At 37.2% G+C, this 15,679-nt stretch carries 17 protein-coding genes; 9 read left to right on the top strand and 8 right to left on the bottom strand.

Translation table 11 applies throughout. The features are described 5' to 3' along the window. The first annotated feature begins 450 nt into the window (after positions 1-450). From CYO90_RS07940 to CYO90_RS07930, 3 genes are read left to right on the top strand one after another with little or no spacing between them, the layout of a single operon-like run. Positions 451-1,443: a DctP family TRAP transporter solute-binding subunit gene (locus tag CYO90_RS07940; RefSeq protein WP_002941552.1), complete on the top strand. Its 993-nt coding sequence runs from the start codon at positions 451-453 to the stop codon at positions 1,441-1,443. Beyond that, on the top strand, positions 1,443-1,985 hold the full coding sequence (locus CYO90_RS07935) for a TRAP transporter small permease (RefSeq protein ID WP_021084026.1): 543 nt from the start codon (positions 1,443-1,445) through the stop codon (positions 1,983-1,985). Before CYO90_RS07940 ends, CYO90_RS07935 begins: the two co-directional genes overlap by 1 nt. An 11-nt stretch (positions 1,986-1,996) precedes the next feature. Then, positions 1,997-3,280 carry a TRAP transporter large permease gene (locus tag CYO90_RS07930; protein WP_072595211.1) on the top strand — a complete coding sequence of 428 codons (1,284 nt, stop codon included), beginning with the start codon at positions 1,997-1,999 and terminating at the stop codon, positions 3,278-3,280. Between the two features lie 25 nt (positions 3,281-3,305). Here the strand turns inward: CYO90_RS07930 and CYO90_RS07925 are convergent, their stop codons facing one another. Genes CYO90_RS07925 through CYO90_RS07910 form a run of 5 tightly spaced genes read right to left on the bottom strand, consistent with a single transcriptional unit; the run spans position 3,306 to position 8,142 of the window. Continuing rightward, positions 3,306-4,361: a GGDEF domain-containing protein gene (locus tag CYO90_RS07925; RefSeq protein ID WP_103579110.1), complete on the bottom strand. Its 1,056-nt coding sequence runs from the start codon at positions 4,359-4,361 to the stop codon at positions 3,306-3,308. After that, the gene (locus tag CYO90_RS07920) at positions 4,348-5,442 is read right to left on the bottom strand and encodes a GGDEF domain-containing protein (RefSeq protein WP_258030698.1); all 1,095 of its coding nucleotides are present in this window, start codon (positions 5,440-5,442) and stop codon (positions 4,348-4,350) included. The genes CYO90_RS07925 and CYO90_RS07920 overlap by 14 nt, the downstream gene beginning before the upstream one ends. A gap of 49 nt (positions 5,443-5,491) precedes the next feature. After that, complete coding sequence (locus tag CYO90_RS10265; RefSeq protein ID WP_002941615.1) at positions 5,492-5,650, bottom strand: hypothetical protein; 159 nt, start codon at positions 5,648-5,650, stop codon at positions 5,492-5,494. A 10-nt stretch (positions 5,651-5,660) separates the two neighbouring features. Further along, a complete protein-coding gene (locus CYO90_RS07915; protein WP_103579108.1) occupies positions 5,661-7,505 on the bottom strand; it encodes a mechanosensitive ion channel family protein in 1,845 nt (614 codons plus the stop codon). After that, complete coding sequence (locus CYO90_RS07910; protein WP_103579107.1) at positions 7,498-8,142, bottom strand: carbonic anhydrase; 645 nt, start codon at positions 8,140-8,142, stop codon at positions 7,498-7,500. The genes CYO90_RS07915 and CYO90_RS07910 overlap by 8 nt, the downstream gene beginning before the upstream one ends. A 170-nt stretch (positions 8,143-8,312) precedes the next feature. Here CYO90_RS07910 and CYO90_RS07905 point away from each other — a divergent pair, with 170 nt between their 5' ends. From CYO90_RS07905 to CYO90_RS07880, 6 genes are all read left to right on the top strand, one after another. Then, complete coding sequence (locus CYO90_RS07905; protein WP_103579106.1) at positions 8,313-9,011, top strand: Bax inhibitor-1/YccA family protein; 699 nt, start codon at positions 8,313-8,315, stop codon at positions 9,009-9,011. Continuing rightward, a complete protein-coding gene (locus tag CYO90_RS07900) occupies positions 9,004-9,387 on the top strand; it encodes a thiamine-phosphate pyrophosphorylase (RefSeq protein ID WP_103579105.1) in 384 nt (127 codons plus the stop codon). The genes CYO90_RS07905 and CYO90_RS07900 overlap by 8 nt, the downstream gene beginning before the upstream one ends. A 62-nt stretch (positions 9,388-9,449) precedes the next feature. Beyond that, the gene (gene secG / locus CYO90_RS07895; RefSeq protein ID WP_103568887.1) at positions 9,450-9,779 is read left to right on the top strand and encodes a preprotein translocase subunit SecG; all 330 of its coding nucleotides are present in this window, start codon (positions 9,450-9,452) and stop codon (positions 9,777-9,779) included. Between the two features lie 2 nt (positions 9,780-9,781). Then, positions 9,782-10,741 carry a polysaccharide deacetylase family protein gene (locus CYO90_RS07890; RefSeq protein WP_103579104.1) on the top strand — a complete coding sequence of 320 codons (960 nt, stop codon included), beginning with the start codon at positions 9,782-9,784 and terminating at the stop codon, positions 10,739-10,741. Further along, on the top strand, positions 10,731-11,288 hold the full coding sequence (frr, locus tag CYO90_RS07885; RefSeq protein WP_002941557.1) for a ribosome recycling factor: 558 nt from the start codon (positions 10,731-10,733) through the stop codon (positions 11,286-11,288). The genes CYO90_RS07890 and frr overlap by 11 nt, the downstream gene beginning before the upstream one ends. Before the next feature lie 92 nt (positions 11,289-11,380). Continuing rightward, positions 11,381-12,958, top strand: coding sequence for a DUF4153 domain-containing protein (locus tag CYO90_RS07880; RefSeq protein ID WP_103579103.1), 1,578 nt, complete (start codon positions 11,381-11,383; stop codon positions 12,956-12,958). Here CYO90_RS07880 and CYO90_RS07875 read toward each other — a convergent pair. The 3 genes from CYO90_RS07875 to CYO90_RS07865 form a co-directional block, all read right to left on the bottom strand. After that, positions 12,950-13,504 carry a ribonuclease HII gene (locus tag CYO90_RS07875; RefSeq protein WP_103579102.1) on the bottom strand — a complete coding sequence of 185 codons (555 nt, stop codon included), beginning with the start codon at positions 13,502-13,504 and terminating at the stop codon, positions 12,950-12,952. The genes CYO90_RS07880 and CYO90_RS07875 overlap by 9 nt on opposite strands. After that, positions 13,504-14,358: an S-adenosylmethionine tRNA ribosyltransferase gene (locus CYO90_RS07870; RefSeq protein WP_103579101.1), complete on the bottom strand. Its 855-nt coding sequence runs from the start codon at positions 14,356-14,358 to the stop codon at positions 13,504-13,506. The genes CYO90_RS07875 and CYO90_RS07870 overlap by 1 nt, the downstream gene beginning before the upstream one ends. An 80-nt stretch (positions 14,359-14,438) precedes the next feature. Continuing rightward, positions 14,439-15,533, bottom strand: coding sequence for an ATP-binding protein (locus CYO90_RS07865; RefSeq protein ID WP_103579100.1), 1,095 nt, complete (start codon positions 15,531-15,533; stop codon positions 14,439-14,441). Between the last annotated feature and the right edge of the window lie 146 nt (positions 15,534-15,679).

The raw sequence follows: 15,679 nt of genomic DNA, 5'->3' as shown, positions 1-15,679 counted from the left end.
AATTTGTTATTTCGCATTATAGCCACAAAAGATTAACAAACAAAATCTTTTAAAATTTAAGCCAAAAATAGGGCGTTTTTATAAAAGCTAATTTTTTATTTTTAAAAGATGAGTGAATTTACTTTATAAATTTGTGGTTAAAAGAGTAAAAATTTATATCCTAAAAGAGCAAATTCGGCTTTTAAAAAGAGAGAAAAGTAAATTTAAATTTATCTAAATGTAAAAAATAATATAAAAATATGTGTAGAAACGTAACAAAAATAGACTATAAAAATGATAAATAAATTTTTACGTTAAATTTACGAAGCAAAAACTATCCATTTTAGGTCAAAAATGTTACAAAAATACACATATAAAAATAAAGATATGTGAATTTATGAAACAAAATTTCTAAATTTTTATTTTTGAAATTTATAATGCACCTATCAAAACTATTACAAAGGATGAAAGATGAAATTCTTACAAGCTTTACTTTTTACATGTGCCATCAGTGGCTTAGCATTTGGTGCGGATAAGGTCTATACGATCAAATTTGCTCACGTTGTCGCAGCTTCTACGCCAAAGGGCAAGGCAGCTGACTTTTTTGCAAAGCGCGCTGAGGAGCTAAGTGGCGGCAAGATAAAAGTTCAAGTCTTCCCATCAGCTCAGCTACTTGATGATGACAGAGTTTTTGGCGCGTTAAAACTTGGTAACGTTCAAATGGCAGCTCCTAGTTTTTCTAAATTTACACCTATCGTGCCACAATTTCAGCTATTTGACCTGCCTTTCATCTTTAAAGATGCAGACCACCTTCACAAGGTTCAAGATGGCGCAGTTGGCGAGGAGCTAAAAGGCCTTGTGACTAAGAAGGGCTTTGTGGCGCTTGATTACTGGGATGCTGGGTTTAAGCATTTTAGCTCAAGCAAAAAACCAATCCTTGTGCCAGAAGATGCAAAAGGACAAAAATTTAGAATCCAAAGCTCAAAAGTGCTTGAAGAGCAGATCAAAGCTATCGGTGGCAATCCACAAGTTCTGCCATTTTCAGAGGTTTATTCTGCGCTTCAACAAGGCGTAGTTGATGCGACTGAAAACCCACTATCAAATTTCTATAACTCTAAATTTCACGAGGTTCAAAGCTCACTTACGCTTTCACACCACGGATATCTAGGCTATCTAGTCGTCATGAGTGATAAATTTTGGAACAAACTGCCAGATGATCTAAAAGCAAATGTAAAACAAGCTCTAAGCGAAGCTACAGCTTACGAGAGAGAAGAGACAGCTAAAGAGGACGCTCACGTCATAGCCGAGCTTGAAAAATATATAGCAGAGACTAAAAAGCTAGAAATTTTCAAGATAGACGACGCACAAAAAGCTGAGTGGGAGAAGACTATGCAGGCTATCTATCCTAAATTTTACGACGTCATCGGCAAAGAGCTTATAGAAAAAACAATCGAGACAAAATAATGAAAAATTTCATTAACGCTCTTGATATATTGATAGTCTCGCTCAATAAGACTATCGCCGTTTTAGGGCTAGCTAGTGGAACACTCTTAGCCTTTGCTAACGTCGTGGCTAGATACTTTTTTGACAAAAGCTGGTCATGGGCGAGCGAGCTATCAAACTACCTCTTCATTTGGTCGGCGTTTTTTGCCGCAGCGTATGGCTTTAACAAGGGCATCCACGTGAGCGTAACTATCTTGGTGGAGAAATTTCCACCAGCGCTCGCGAAGGCATGCCTGCTTTTTTCGCACATCTTAACAACTGTCTTTTTGATATTTATCGCGGTTTATTCGGTGGATTATCTTAAAATTTTACACGAGATCGAGCAGATGATAATAGACCTTGGCATACCTCAATGGGTCCCTATGTTAGTGCTTCCAATAGCCTTTGTCACAGCTAGCTACCGCTCGGCTGAAAAGGCTATCAAGGTAGCTCTAACTCCTGCAGCAAAGGTCGTAAGCAACGAAGCGCACGAGCTAGCTCATGGTAGCGTAGTCAAAGACTAAGGAGAAAAAAGATGACAATAGCATTTTTATTTATCCTGCTTTTTGCACTGATGCTAATAGGCGTGCCAGTCGCGGTTTCGCTAGGCACAAGCACCGTTTTAACGATGATATTTTTTACAGATATCGACATCGCTACGATCCCGCAGTTAATTTTTGATGGCATCAATAAATTTTCGCTAATGGCGATACCGATGTTTATCTTGGCTGGAAATTTACTAAGTAAAGGTGGCTCAGCAAGACGTATCATCGACTTTGCAAAGTCTATGGTCGGACACTTGCCAGGCGGCTTGCCTATGAGTGCGATATTTGCCTGCATTATCTTTGCAGCGGTATCTGGAAGCTCACCTGCGACGGTTGTAGCTATTGGCTCAATTATGTTTGCAGCTATAAAAGAGGCTGGCTATCCAAAAGAGTACGCAGTGGGCGGCATAACTACGGCTGGATCGCTTGGAATTTTGATCCCACCTTCAGTTGTTATGATAGTTTATGGCGTAACTGCTGAGGTAAGTATCGGCAAGCTCTTTATGGCGGGCGTCGTGCCTGGTCTTATGCTTGGTGCTTTTATGTTAGTTCAAACTTATGTCGGAGCAAAAAAGCTTGGATTTAAAGCGACTAAGGCTGAGCCATTTAAAGTAAGAGTGCAGAAATTTGCAAAAGCATTTTGGGCTTTACTAATCGTTGTTGTGGTTATTGGCGGAATTTATGGAGGAATTTTTACTCCAACTGAAGCTGCTGCGGCAAGTGCGGTCTATGCGCTATTTATCTCACTTTTTATCTATAGAGATATAAAGATAAAAGATCTTTGGGATATCTGCCTAGACTCAGCCCTTACAACAGCTATGATATTTTTCATCATCGCAAACGCTGTTGTTTTTGCATATTTGCTAACTAGCGAGCAGATCCCACAAGCGATCGCTTCGATGATACTTGACGCAAATATCGGTATGATAGGATTTTTAATATTTGTAAATATCTTACTCTTTATCATGGGTCAATTTATGGAGCCTTCAAGCGTCATCATGATCATGGTACCACTATTGCTTCCGATTTCAACACAACTTGGCATAGATCCGATACACTTTGGCATTATCTTAGTTGTAAATATGGAGATAGGTATGGTGACTCCACCTGTTGGACTAAATTTATTTGTCGCAAGCGGTCTTACAAATATGAATCTAAAAGAGGTCATCATGGCATGCTTGCCGTGGACACTTACTTTATTCTTTGGCCTTATCTTGGTTACTTATATACCACAAATTTCTCTTTGGTTGCCAAACCTAATGTACGGACATTAAAATTTAGAGGCTCAGGCCTCTAAATTTATGCTTTTGGATCGTAATCCGCACTCATAACGATATTTTTACCACTTCGCTTACCAGCATAAAGTAGATTATCAGCTTGTTTTATCATCTTTTCTAAGCTAAATTCTCCCGTACCATCATGAGCAACTACTCCAAAAGTCATAGTTGCGTTGATCTTTATATTTTCAAACTCAACTATATTTTTACTCAAAGTCTCTCTAACACGCTCTACGATACTTACAGCTGCGTCTTTTTTTACGCCCAAAACGACTGCTAAAAATTCTTCTCCGCCAAATCTAGCTACTCTATCTTTATCTCTAAATGTGTTTTTAAATATGCCTGATAAGCTTTTTAAAACAGCATCTCCTGCACCGTGTCCATAGGTATCATTTATCTTTTTAAAGTTATCAATATCGCACATCATGATTGCAAAATCTCTATTTTCATAAAGTTCTTTTTGGTTTAAAATTTGCTGCATTGAAGCGCGATTTAAAAGACCAGTTAGCGGATCGTGATTTAGGATATTTTTAGCCATTTCTTTTTCTTCCAAAATGCTTAAAAATATAAATAAATTTGAACTTTCTAATAAAAATGAAGTAATAATAGCAAATATGCAAGATATTGTTAGATTAAATACAAATAACGTTTCTTTATAAAATCCGTTATTATTGCTATGTGTATCAAGTGTAAAAAAGAAAAATATAAGCAGCACTATATGAAGTATTGATATAGCTTTATTTAAAAACTTAAAGCTAATGGATATGAAGAAAAGACTAACCATCGATGTTAAGAACAATATTTCAAAGCCATATCCCCATCCAAGGATATATAAACAAAGTGATGCGTGAAGTAAAATTTCTACTTGTAATATGACCATTGCAATTTTGCTGTTCTCGTCGCTGTCAAAAAGTAGTTTTAAAGTAAAAAGATATATGCTAACTGAAAGGATATTTGCTACAGCTAAAATTTCTTGACTAAACAAGAAGAATATAATTAGGTAAAAAAGATGGACTATAAAAATTGAGAAAATAATGATCTTTAGCGATGTATAAAGCGAAAGTTTAGGCATTGTCATAGTGTGTATATCTCTTTTTTAAAATGGCATATTCTATGCGATCTTTACCATTCTTTTTACCATTATAGAGTTTTTTGTCTGCTATATCTATCACAGTGTTTATATCAATACTAACTCCATTTGCACAAAAAACAAGACCAAAAGTCATAGTTACAACGCTTTGGTTGGGGAGCTTTACTTTAGCTATCCTCGCATTAAGTCTATTTTCTATTTTTTTTACATCATTCGTTTTAACATTGGGTAATATAGCTAAAAATTCTTCGCCACCCCAACGACAGACATAGTCATTTTCTCTAAAAGTATCTTTCAGAGCTTTTGCTATACTTTTTAAAATTTCATCGCCTACACTATGACCATACGTATCGTTTATTTGTTTAAAATTGTCTATATCACCAAGCATAATAATTAAATTTGTGTCATTATACTTATTTATGAGCTCATTGAGTTCGTATTTTAGTATCTTTTCTATTGAGCGTCTATTTAAAAGACCAGTTAAAAAGTCATATTTTGCATTTTCTTCTATATTTATTTTTTCATTTGCAATTTGTATATAGTTGCTAGATGTGATAGCATCAGCAAAGGAAGATAATCTTATAACTATATAATAAGTAAAGCAGATGCTTAAAAATGTAACTGTCTTTAATAAAGTATATGATGCCATAGTTTGACTATCTTTATATGAAAAATATAGCCATATAAGCACAAATAATTCAACTAAACTAACTATATAGATAATAATTTTTTGTTTAAGCGATAGAAAGTAATTTATAAAAACTACTCCAATTAGAGTTATCCAAATACCACAACCCCAGCCCATATTAATAACGCCAGCAATAACAATAGCAGTTGTATTTATATGAAAAAGTACGGATATTAGATATCTTTTTTTAACGTCAAATTTTATCCTTAGTGGTATATTTATGCAAAAAAACAAGAGACATATAAAAACAATAAATAGGCTTTCACTAAAAAAACCAAATACTAAAATAGCAATTAAATTACTTACCATCGCTACGTTTAATATCATTTTGTAAGTGTAATCGATAGCCTTATAGCTATCTTGCTCTATAAATTTCTGCACCAAGCATTCTCTCCGTTAATTTCATCCGTTAAATTTAATTTAGATCATTTTAATACGAGTCGTAACTATCCTCATCCTCATCGCTATCTTCATAGTTGTAGTCATTTTCGTCGTAGTTATAGTCATAGCTATCGCTACTATCCTCGTCCTCGTCGTTAAATTCAGAGTAGTCTTCTTCTACCTCTTCGTAGTCAAAATCATCACTCATTTTTCTCTCCTTAAATTTTATCTTTGATATTTTCGATATACAAGCTTTGGCTTGGGAATGCAAAATTTAGACCATTTTGCTTTAAAATATCCATAATTTTTAGCATTACATCTTGTTTTACGTCTAAAAAATCGCCCCAAACGATAGTTTTTGCAAAGCAATAAACTAGGATATTTATCGAGCTATCAGCAAAGTCATCAACCACGACAAATAAATTTGACTTATATCCAGCATAGTCATCAACTGAGACTATGTTTTGTCTATATTTTAGTCCTCTTTTATTAGCCGCGATATCTTCGCTTTTAGCGATATCAGGGTGATTTATCAGCATATTTTTGATGTCATTTACACATTTTTTGATCTCTTCTGTAGTTGGTCCATACTCGATGCCAATAACCATTCTTATGCGTCTTCCGACCTTTCTTCTGCTCCAGTTTCTAACAGGATCGCTAGCTAGCTTTGAGTTTGGCACGAAGATAAGGGCGTTATCAAAGCTTCTAACAGTTGTTTTTCTAAATCCTATCTCAACGACTGTGCCCTCGATATCACCACAAACTATCCAGTCGCCTTGCGAAAATGAGTTGTCAAAGAGCATCATAACAGAGGCAAAGAAGTTTGCGATGATGTCTTTAGCAGCGAAGGCAACGGCAAGACCACCGATACCAAGTGAGGCGATGAGTGCTGAGATATCAAAGCCAAGCTTTTGAAGGATCAGTAAAAGTGTGATAATTAGCACGATCACGTAGATCACTTTCAGTGCTAGGTTTATCACCTCTTTACGCTTGCTTTTTTGCGCGATCTTATCGATTATAGCGATGCCGTAGCCATTTAGTATGGTTAGGACAAGCCATGAAAATGCGACTATATATATGATAGAAAAGATATTTGCTACCGTTAGAGGCACTGGCACTGGGTAAAATCCAACGCCGATACAGATATTTAGCGCATAGATGATAAGAAGTGCTGAGATCGGCTTTTTCACGATATCAACGATCTGATTTTTAGCCTCTTTTACCCCTTCGCCTGAAGCGATGAGTGACATTAGCCAGTAGGTTAGTTTGGCTAAAATTCTAGTTAGCGAGACGAAAAATAAAAATATCGCAACGATAACAACGATCTTGCCGATGTTAAATTTACTTGAATTTATGTCAGTTGCTTTGTTTATGTATTCGACTGCATCGACTAAATTTAGCTCAGACAAGAGCATGCTTGAGCTTAGAAGATCGGCGTTATTTTTAAGATAGGTTAAAATTTCTTCTTCACTCTCTTTTTTTAGCTCAAGGTCAAAAAAGGCGTTGTCGTAAGAGCCTGAAGTGTCATTTAGTGAGTCTTTTAGATCTTTTATGCTTACATAAGAATTTGTCTGTAAATTTAAAAGTCCATTATCTATCACATCTCTTATAGAATTTGCCTTAGCGCCCTTTTTAAAGACCTCTTCTAGGCTAATAAGCGCTGAGTAGTAAGCGTAATCAACCTTCATCTTCTCAAGCTCGATAGCGCTTTGGATGTAGGCGTCTTTGTTTGACTGCTTTTCAAGTCTAGCTACCTTTTTTTCTAGTGCCTCTTTTTGCAGATTAAATTTATTGATATCGCTTTGGGTTAATTCGATCTGCATGATATAGTTTGGTATCTTTTCTAAAAGATCGCTCTTTTTTTTGTGAAGGCTGGCTAAATTTGAGTTGTCAGCCTTTGAGTTATTCGTATCTTTTTGCTGTGCTTTTAAAATTTTTATCTGGCTGTTTATAGTTTGGATTTGATTTGTTATGCTTATTATGTCTTCTTCTTGAGTTTTGTTGCTCTCAGCCGCAAAAGCAAAGGTAAAGCAAAGCAGGATAATGGCTAGAAATTTATGCATTTTCGCCTCTTTTGTCCGCTAGAAGCTTAAACGTGCCCTCTTTTAAATCGTAGCTAAAAATTTCGCCAGTTTCTATGATGTAGTGCCAGCCGTAAATTTGAAGCTTGCCGCTTTCATACTCCTCTTTTACATTTGGATAGGTCATTATGTTTTCGATCGAATTTATCACGTTTAGCCTCTCGGTTAGCCATGCCATTTTGGCTGGATCGTCGCTTGTAAATTTAAGCACTTCTCGCTTGATCGGCTCGATCAGTTTTATCCAGTTTTTAACATTTGGGGTGTTTTTTAGCTTCTTTTCATCCACATAAAGTGCTGCGCATCCGCCACAATCAGAGTGTCCGCAGATGATGATATTTTTTATATTTAAAACTTCAAGCGCATACTCGATCGCTGAAGTAGTCGCCAAAAACTCTTCGCTCACTCTATATGGTGGCACGATGTTTGCGATATTACGCACCATAAAAAGCTCGCCTGGCAGGCAGTTTGTTATCAAATTTGGCACGACCCTTGAGTCCACACATGATATGAAAAGCGTGTGAGGATCTTGCTTGTGTTGCAGACTTTTAAAGAGCTCTTCGTGCTCTAAAAAGCCATCTTCCATAAATTTTACTGCACCTTCAAGTATTGAATCATCCATAAAATTTATCTCCATTTTTATATTTTTAACGCGATTATAGCAACTTTTATTTAATCAAAAAAATGCCCTCTAAAACGGACTTTAAACTAATATTTTTTATTAAACTTCTTTTTATTTATTGTTTAATTATTTTAGGCTAAACTCACCACAAAAATTCATAAGGAGAAAAAATGAGTTTGTATGATAGAAACTACGCTAAACAAAATCAAGAAGAGCTTGCGTATTCTCAAAGCTCACTAAGCACTTTTATAAAACAAACTTATCAACTTTTTGCAGCATCACTACTTTCAGCTACTGCTGGCGCTTATGTAGGCATTAGTATCGCTGGCGTTTTTGCGGCAAATAGATTTTTGTTTTGGGGACTTGTGATACTAGAGTTTGTGTTGCTTTTTGGTCTAATGGCAGCTAAACGCAAAGAGGGATTAAATTTAATACTTCTTTTTGCATTTACATTTGTAAGCGGTCTTACGCTAACTCCGCTACTTTCAGCGATCCTTGCTATGCCAAGTGGTGCTAGTATCGTGGCTCAAGCATTTGGCTTGACGACAGTTGCATTTGGTGCTCTAAGCGTCTTTGCGATGAATACAAAACGCGACTTCACAACGATGGGCAAGATGCTATTTATAACTTTGATAGTTATCGTTGTGGCAGCGATCATCAACATTTTCGTTAAAAGCACGATGTTTCAACTAGTTATCTCAAGCATCACTTCGATTTTATTTAGTGCTTACATACTTTTTGATACACAAAATATCATCCGTGGTAACTACGAGACACCAGTTGAGGGCGCAGTTGCTTTGTATCTTGATTTTGTAAATTTATTTACATCATTACTACAAGTTTTAGGCATTTTTAATAGAAATGACTAATGACGAGCGCATCTACCGAGTGATAGATGCGAATTTAAATAGGCTAAAAGAAGGGCTTCGCGTCGTTGAAGATATAAAAAGATATGTCTTTGATGACGCTAAGCTCGCCTATAAGATAAAGTCCCTCCGCCACAAGGCAAAGATCCCACAAAAAGAATTTTTAAAATTTAGAAATTCTCAAAACGACGTCCTTAAAACCAGCACTAAAAGCGAGCAAGAAAGATCAAATTTAGACGAGATCATCACCGCAAATTTCAAACGTTCGCAAGAAAGTGCCCGCGTGCTTGAAGAGTGCTTTAAGCTTATAAATTTAGATCAAGCTGAGCTTTTTAAAAGCATAAGATATGAGCTTTATGAGCTTGAAAAAGAACTTTAACTAAAAATTTAAATCTTTTCTTGTATAATCGCAAACTATTTAAAAAATTTAAAGGAAATTTCGTGAGTTTAATATTTTTAATCTTACAATTTGTTCTAGCTGTCGTTATCACGATCGCAGTTTTACTCCAAAAGAGCTCATCTATCGGTCTTGGAGCATACAGTGGAAGCAACGAGAGCCTTTTTGGAGCAAAAGGACCAGCTGGATTTTTAGCTAAATTTACCTTTGTGGTAGGCGTTTTGTTTATCCTAAACACACTTGCGCTTGGATATTTTTACAACAAAGATCTAAAACGCTCTATCGTCGATAGCGTCGATAGCAAATCTCTAGTCATACCAAAATCAAACGGCGTGCCAGCAGCTCCTAGCGCACCACAAAATCCAGCAAAATAACAATGATAAAAACGTTTTTAGCGTCACTTTTGACGCTAACGTTTGCTTTGGCAGACGCTCACATCCTAGTTTATCACCGCTTTGACGAGCCAAGGCACGCTAGCACGGACATTTCTATTCAAAATTTAAGAGCTCAGTTTGAATACTTCAAAAATAATGGCTATGAAGTTGTCAAGCTATCAAGACTTGTCGATGCTGTAAATGCTGGTGAGCCGATCCCTGATAACTGGATCGTTATAACGATCGATGATGGCTATAAGAGCTTTTATAACAAGGCGCTTGAAGTTTTTAAAGAGTATAACTACCCATTTGCGATGATGATATACGTCGAAGCAGTCGCTGGCAAATATGGCGACTATCTCACATTTGATCAGCTAAAAGAGCTAGAAGCTTACGGTGAGATCGGCTACCACTCATACGCTCATCCAAGGATGACTAAACTTAGTGATGAGGCCTTAAGAGAGGACTTTCAAAAGGGTGTTGAGACCTTTGAAAAGCACATGGGTTATAAGCCAAAATACTTTGCAGTCCCTTACGGTGAGATCGATAGTAGGGTCGTCTCTTTGGCAAAAGAATTTGGCTTTTTAGCACTTTTAAATCAAAACTCAGGTGCAGTTTCAGATAAAAGCGATGTTTTCGATCTTTACAGAACACCAGTGATGAACGGCACAAAGATAGCACTAACTTTTAATAGCAAATTTTTAAATGCCCAGTGGATATTTCCAGAGGGCTATCCGCAAAACAATGCGATCGACAAGCTCATCATCAAGACCGACACAAACGCAAGTGAGGGCAGTTTTTTCATGACTGGCTTTGACGGCTTTAGAAAAGTACCTATGACAAATGGCGTTTTTGAGTGTAAATTTAACCCACCACTTGATAAACGCAAAGTGTTAATGTCGCTAAAAGTAGATCATCACAGAAGCACAAAACTTCTAATAAAGGACACCAATGCTAAATAAAATTTACGATACCCAAAAAGAGGGTTGCGAAAAGGCGATCGCTTCTTTAAAACGCGATTTTACAACGCTAAGAACTGGCAAAGTAAATATCAACATCCTAGATAACGTTATGGTTGATTATTATGGCTCGCCAACTCCGCTTAATCAAGTAGCCACCGTACTTACAAGCGACGCTTCAACTATCGCTATCACTCCTTGGGAAAAGAGCATGATAAAAGCGATCTCATCAGCCATCCAAGCTGCAAATATCGGCGTCAATCCAAACAGCGACGGTGAGAGCGTTAAGCTATTTTTCCCACCGATGACCGTCGAGCAACGCCAAGAAAATGCAAAACACGCAAAAGCTATGGGCGAAAAGGCAAAAGTTAGCATCAGAAACGTGAGAAAAGACGCAAATGACGAGGTCAAAAAGCTTGAAAAAGACAAAGCTATAACTGAAGACGAGAGCAAAAAAGGTCAAGATGAGGTTCAAAAGATAACTGATACCTACACCGCAAAGATCGACACTCTCGTAAAAGAGAAAGAAGCCGAGCTTTTAAAAATTTAAATTTACTTAGAAATTTGCGCCCCTTGCAAATTTCTAAACCTCCACTTTTTAGCCATGCAATGTGGCTAAATTTCACTCTTTAAAGGACGACCTTGCAGATCGCCACTGAACTAAAAACCGCATTTGCTGATAAAAAAATTTTGCTTCTTACCATTTTGGCATTTAGCCTAGCTACCATTTTTCTTAGCCCCAGCCAGATAGTGGATGAGTATAGAGGTTTTTGGCTGCTTGAGCCGCTACTTTTGGTCGCTATCTACCTAAATAAAAGGCAAATTTTACTACCTTTATATTTTTTGATATTTGGAGCTAGCCTTTACTTTTTTGGACTTAAGCTAAGCGGCCATGCCAGCGATCTTGTGGCACTTTATCTCATGGCTTTTGTGCTTTTATTTTCTTTAAATTTTGCCAAAGATAATGAGAAATTTATAAGAGAGAGCCTGGCAAGACTTTTAAATTTACTCATCTCATTTGCCCTTTTTCACCTATTTTTTCTTGGCATTGTGGCTGTTTGTGCAGGGCTTAACTACCTTTTTGATTTAGAACTTTTAACCAGCCATAGGATGCAAAGGCTCTACTTGACGCTGGCCTCTTTTGGTCTGCCTTGTCTATTTATCTTTTTTGAGAGCAAATTTAGCGAGTATAGGCTCTTAAATATCATCAAGATCGCCATAAATTTCATCCTAAATCCCCTGCTTATCATCTATGTGGTGCTTTTAAATTTATACTGCATTTATAGGCTTGTTTTGCTTGAGCTACCACGAGGTGGAGTAGCCTATATCGTGCTTGCTTGTTTGATCGCTGGCTTTGTTTTAAGAGGGCTAAATTTACTAATTAAAAGCCAAATTTATGATCAAATTTTCAGGCTCTTGCCACTTTTTGTTATCTTGCCTAGCATTTTGCTCTGGTGGGGCGTTATGCACAGGGTCGGTGAGTACGGTCTAAGCGAGCCTAGGATCTATCTCATCGCCTGCGTGATATTTGCAAATTTGAGCTATTTTGTGATGATATTTCTTAGAAACTTTTCTTATAAATTTCTAGCATTTTTTATGATATTTGGCATATTTTTCACGCATTTTGTCCTTGATACAAAGCAGCTTGTGCTAAATTCTCAAAAAGAGCTTTTACTAAGAGAGCTAAGAGCGCTAAATTTACTTGATAGTAGTGGCTCGCTAAGTGGCGACGTGAGTAAGATAGGCGAAGAGAAGCTGTACTTTTTGCAAGATAAATTTGACTATCTCGTAGAAAACGGCGATAAATTTGCACTAGAAAATAAAAAATTTATAGCGGGTCTTGAGGCGGCTGAGCAGAAAAAGTGGCAGATATTTAGCATAGATTTTAGTGGCACCGCTATAAACGTGAAAGATGCGACCATCAAAATGCCCATCGCAAGCAGCACAAATGGCGATGAGCTCGTCATGCAGCTAGATCATGAAAGCGTTAGCATAAATATGCAAAAGCACCTAGAAAAGGCGCTCGCAAGTGTAAATTTAAAGCCAGATGGCGACTTTGGCGCTGAGGTATTTGAGCGGCTAAAAGAGCAGCTTTTGTTCTTTGAAGTTGGCAAGCGAGCCTTTGTTTTGCGCTCTATGGAAATCGTGCAAGAAAACGGAGTTTATAAATTTTACGACGCAAGCGTGCTTTTTTATATGGAGGATGCGCAACTAAAATAGCGAGCCCTGCGTGAGTTTTGGCTTTATGACAAAGCTTTTGCGGTGAAAGTCTGAGTAGCCAAATTTAGCTATCGCATCTAGGTGCGACTTCGTGCCATATCCTTTGTGTCCTGCAAAGTCGTATGCTGGGTAAATTTTATCCCAACCACTCATCAAGCGGTCGCGGCTCACCTTTGCTAATATGCTAGCAGCACTTACCCCAGCGACCTTGCCGTCGGCCTTTATCATCGTCGTGATGCCAACGCCGTAGTCTAAATTTCCATCGTAAATAATATCAAAGCCCTCAAAATGCGCCTTGAAAAGTTTGAGCGCACGCCTTAGGCACTCGCTTAGCCCAAGCTCGTCTATCTGTGCGTTTGAGAAGTAGGCGATGAGGAAATTTGAGCTTTTTGTGATCTCTTTAAAGAGCTCTTCGCGCCTTTTTGCGGTTAGTTTTTTGGAGTCGTTTAGGCCAGAAATTTCGCTATTTAGCACGCAAGCAGCCACGCTTAGTGGCCCAGCTAGCGCCCCACGTCCAGCCTCGTCGATACCGCAAATTTTAGCCATTACAGCCCGACTTCATCGCTAAAGTAAGGTCTTAGCTCCTCAAGTGGCACGTTGATTTGCTCCTCGTTTAAAAATGTAAGTCCAAGTGGCGAAAGCACGAAGTTATCGCTCACGCCAGCATTTGCTAGGATCGCTTTTAGGTGGCTGTCGTTTATATCTTTAAAAATTTGCTTTAGCTTTAGCTTTTTGTTTGTCGCAAGTGAGATCACCTCGCAGTTTGTTTTTTCGTTTTTATAGGTGCAAACGCTTTTGATCTTGTCGTTGATGTAATATATCTCTTTTAGGCTCTCATATTGGTTGTTTGGCCATTTTTTGCGCTCGCTTTTTAGGTCGTAAAACTCTGCAAGAAGCTTGTTTTTATACTTTTTGGCTGAGTCTTTAGCGAAGATGTCGTTAGTGATCGCCTCATATCTTGTGCCGTTTGCCTCGGTCATTTGGATGCCGATATTTAGGATCTCATACTCTTTTTCTTCTTTTACGGTGGCGTTGTAGGCTTTGTTTTTGACGATTATCTTGCCTTTTAGCTCGCCGTTTTCGTTTTTAACGTCTAAATTTATCTTGTCTGAGACCGCATTTAGTGATGAAATTTCACTGCTATTTTGCTCAAAAGAGCCCTTTTCATAGTTGTATTTTGCGCCGTCAAAAAAGATGTGTCCGCTTATCTTAGGCGGGACCTTAAAGCTCTTGGCTTGTTTGAAATTTTCAAATTCATCTTTAAAGTAGTTCATATAAACTTCAAATTTCACACCATTTGCATCGCCACTAAATTTATAAAATTTAGCCCAGTTTTCGTGGTTTATCTCATAGCCAAAAAGGCTTGCAGCGATGAATAAGATCCCAAAAAATGCTCTCATGTATGTCCTTTATAGTTTTTTTGATTATAACTATTTTATCCCTAGACTTTTAAAATGATAATCAAACAAAGAGTTTAAATTTATAAACCTAGGCTCCACCTAGAAAATGGCAAGATCTCGCACTTTATCCCCTCGATACTTTGCTCGGCTTGGTTTGCGACGCTAATGATTTGAAGTTTGCTAACGCCTAGCTCTTTTAGGCTCGCGTGGAGTTTTTTAAATTTCAAAAATACGATCTCAGGCGCAGAAAATGGCACGCAGATGATTGCAAGTTTCTTTTTACTAAGGAAAAAATCGATCTCTTTTGTGTAGTAAATTTCATCTTTAAATTTAAGCAGTTCGCAAAAAACGACATTTGCAAAGACAGCTAAAAAGTCCTTTTTTAGGCACAAGGCATTACGAAGGGCGAAATTTGTAAAGTAAATTTTCTTACTCGTGCTACTCTCATCTAAATTTGGCACAAACTCCACGTATCCGCTCTCATTTAGCAAATTTATCGCGCTATAAACGCTATCTTTTGAAATTTTCATCTGCTCTTTTAGGTTTTTGTAGATACTAAAAGTGCTAAGCACATCGTGGCATTTTGGAGCACATTCTTTTAAGATGGCGATGTTTTGCTCGTTTAAATTTGCTCTTAAGAGCTGCTGCAAGTGAGCCGTGACCTCACTGGAGTCCAAAAAGGCGCTTGCTATCTCGTTGCCATGGGCCAAAAAGTAGCTAAAAAGCAGGTCTTGGTCTAAATTTTTCTTAAAAAAAAGTATAAATTCCTCGTAGTCGAGATAGTTTAAATTTATGCGTGCAAAGCCATCAAGCGAGAGTGAAAATTCCTTGCTTGTAAGGATGATATTTTCAAGTGCAGCGCCCTTTAGAAAGTCTAAATTTACAAGATCAGCGCCTTGTAAATTTTCAACTGCAAGCACCTTTATCTGGGCATTTTTTTCTAAAAACTCTTTTAAATTTGCTAAAAGCGAGACTCTATCTATCCTTATATCGTCTAAATTTATATAAAGCCTCTCCTCGCTTTTATAATGGCTCAAAAACTCATAAACAAGGGCTGTTTTGCCACTTGAAATAGCGCCAATGATAAGTGTCTTTGGCGAGATGATCTCATATTTTCTAGGGATAAATTTTGCATTTTTAATGGGTGCTTGATAGAGCGTTTCTAAACTTTTCAAATTTGACCTTTTTGGCTTTTTGAAATTATAGCCACTTCCTTTTAAAAAGGAAAATATTGCTTTAAATTTTAAAAAATGAACAAAATTTAGAAATAAAAAATAAAAATTTAGACTAGAAATTTATAAAATTTTTGAAAAATAAATTC

Source organism: Campylobacter concisus, assembly GCF_002913745.1.
Taxonomy (GTDB): Bacteria; Campylobacterota; Campylobacteria; order Campylobacterales; family Campylobacteraceae; genus Campylobacter_A; species Campylobacter_A concisus_R.
This window is presented reverse-complemented; position numbering and strand designations above follow the sequence as displayed.

Coding starts and splice junctions, on each gene's coding strand:
- CYO90_RS07940 (WP_002941552.1), top strand. CDS start 451: ATGAAATTCTTACAAGCTTTACTTTTTACATGTGCCATCAGTGGCTTA.
- CYO90_RS07935 (WP_021084026.1), top strand. CDS start 1,443: ATGAAAAATTTCATTAACGCTCTTGATATATTGATAGTCTCGCTCAAT.
- CYO90_RS07930 (WP_072595211.1), top strand. CDS start 1,997: ATGACAATAGCATTTTTATTTATCCTGCTTTTTGCACTGATGCTAATA.
- CYO90_RS07925 (WP_103579110.1), bottom strand. CDS start 4,361: ATGACAATGCCTAAACTTTCGCTTTATACATCGCTAAAGATCATTATT.
- CYO90_RS10265 (WP_002941615.1), bottom strand. CDS start 5,650: ATGAGTGATGATTTTGACTACGAAGAGGTAGAAGAAGACTACTCTGAA.
- CYO90_RS07915 (WP_103579108.1), bottom strand. CDS start 7,505: ATGCATAAATTTCTAGCCATTATCCTGCTTTGCTTTACCTTTGCTTTT.
- CYO90_RS07910 (WP_103579107.1), bottom strand. CDS start 8,142: ATGGATGATTCAATACTTGAAGGTGCAGTAAAATTTATGGAAGATGGC.
- CYO90_RS07905 (WP_103579106.1), top strand. CDS start 8,313: ATGAGTTTGTATGATAGAAACTACGCTAAACAAAATCAAGAAGAGCTT.
- CYO90_RS07900 (WP_103579105.1), top strand. CDS start 9,004: ATGACTAATGACGAGCGCATCTACCGAGTGATAGATGCGAATTTAAAT.
- CYO90_RS07890 (WP_103579104.1), top strand. CDS start 9,782: ATGATAAAAACGTTTTTAGCGTCACTTTTGACGCTAACGTTTGCTTTG.
- frr (WP_002941557.1), top strand. CDS start 10,731: ATGCTAAATAAAATTTACGATACCCAAAAAGAGGGTTGCGAAAAGGCG.
- CYO90_RS07875 (WP_103579102.1), bottom strand. CDS start 13,504: ATGGCTAAAATTTGCGGTATCGACGAGGCTGGACGTGGGGCGCTAGCT.
- CYO90_RS07870 (WP_103579101.1), bottom strand. CDS start 14,358: ATGAGAGCATTTTTTGGGATCTTATTCATCGCTGCAAGCCTTTTTGGC.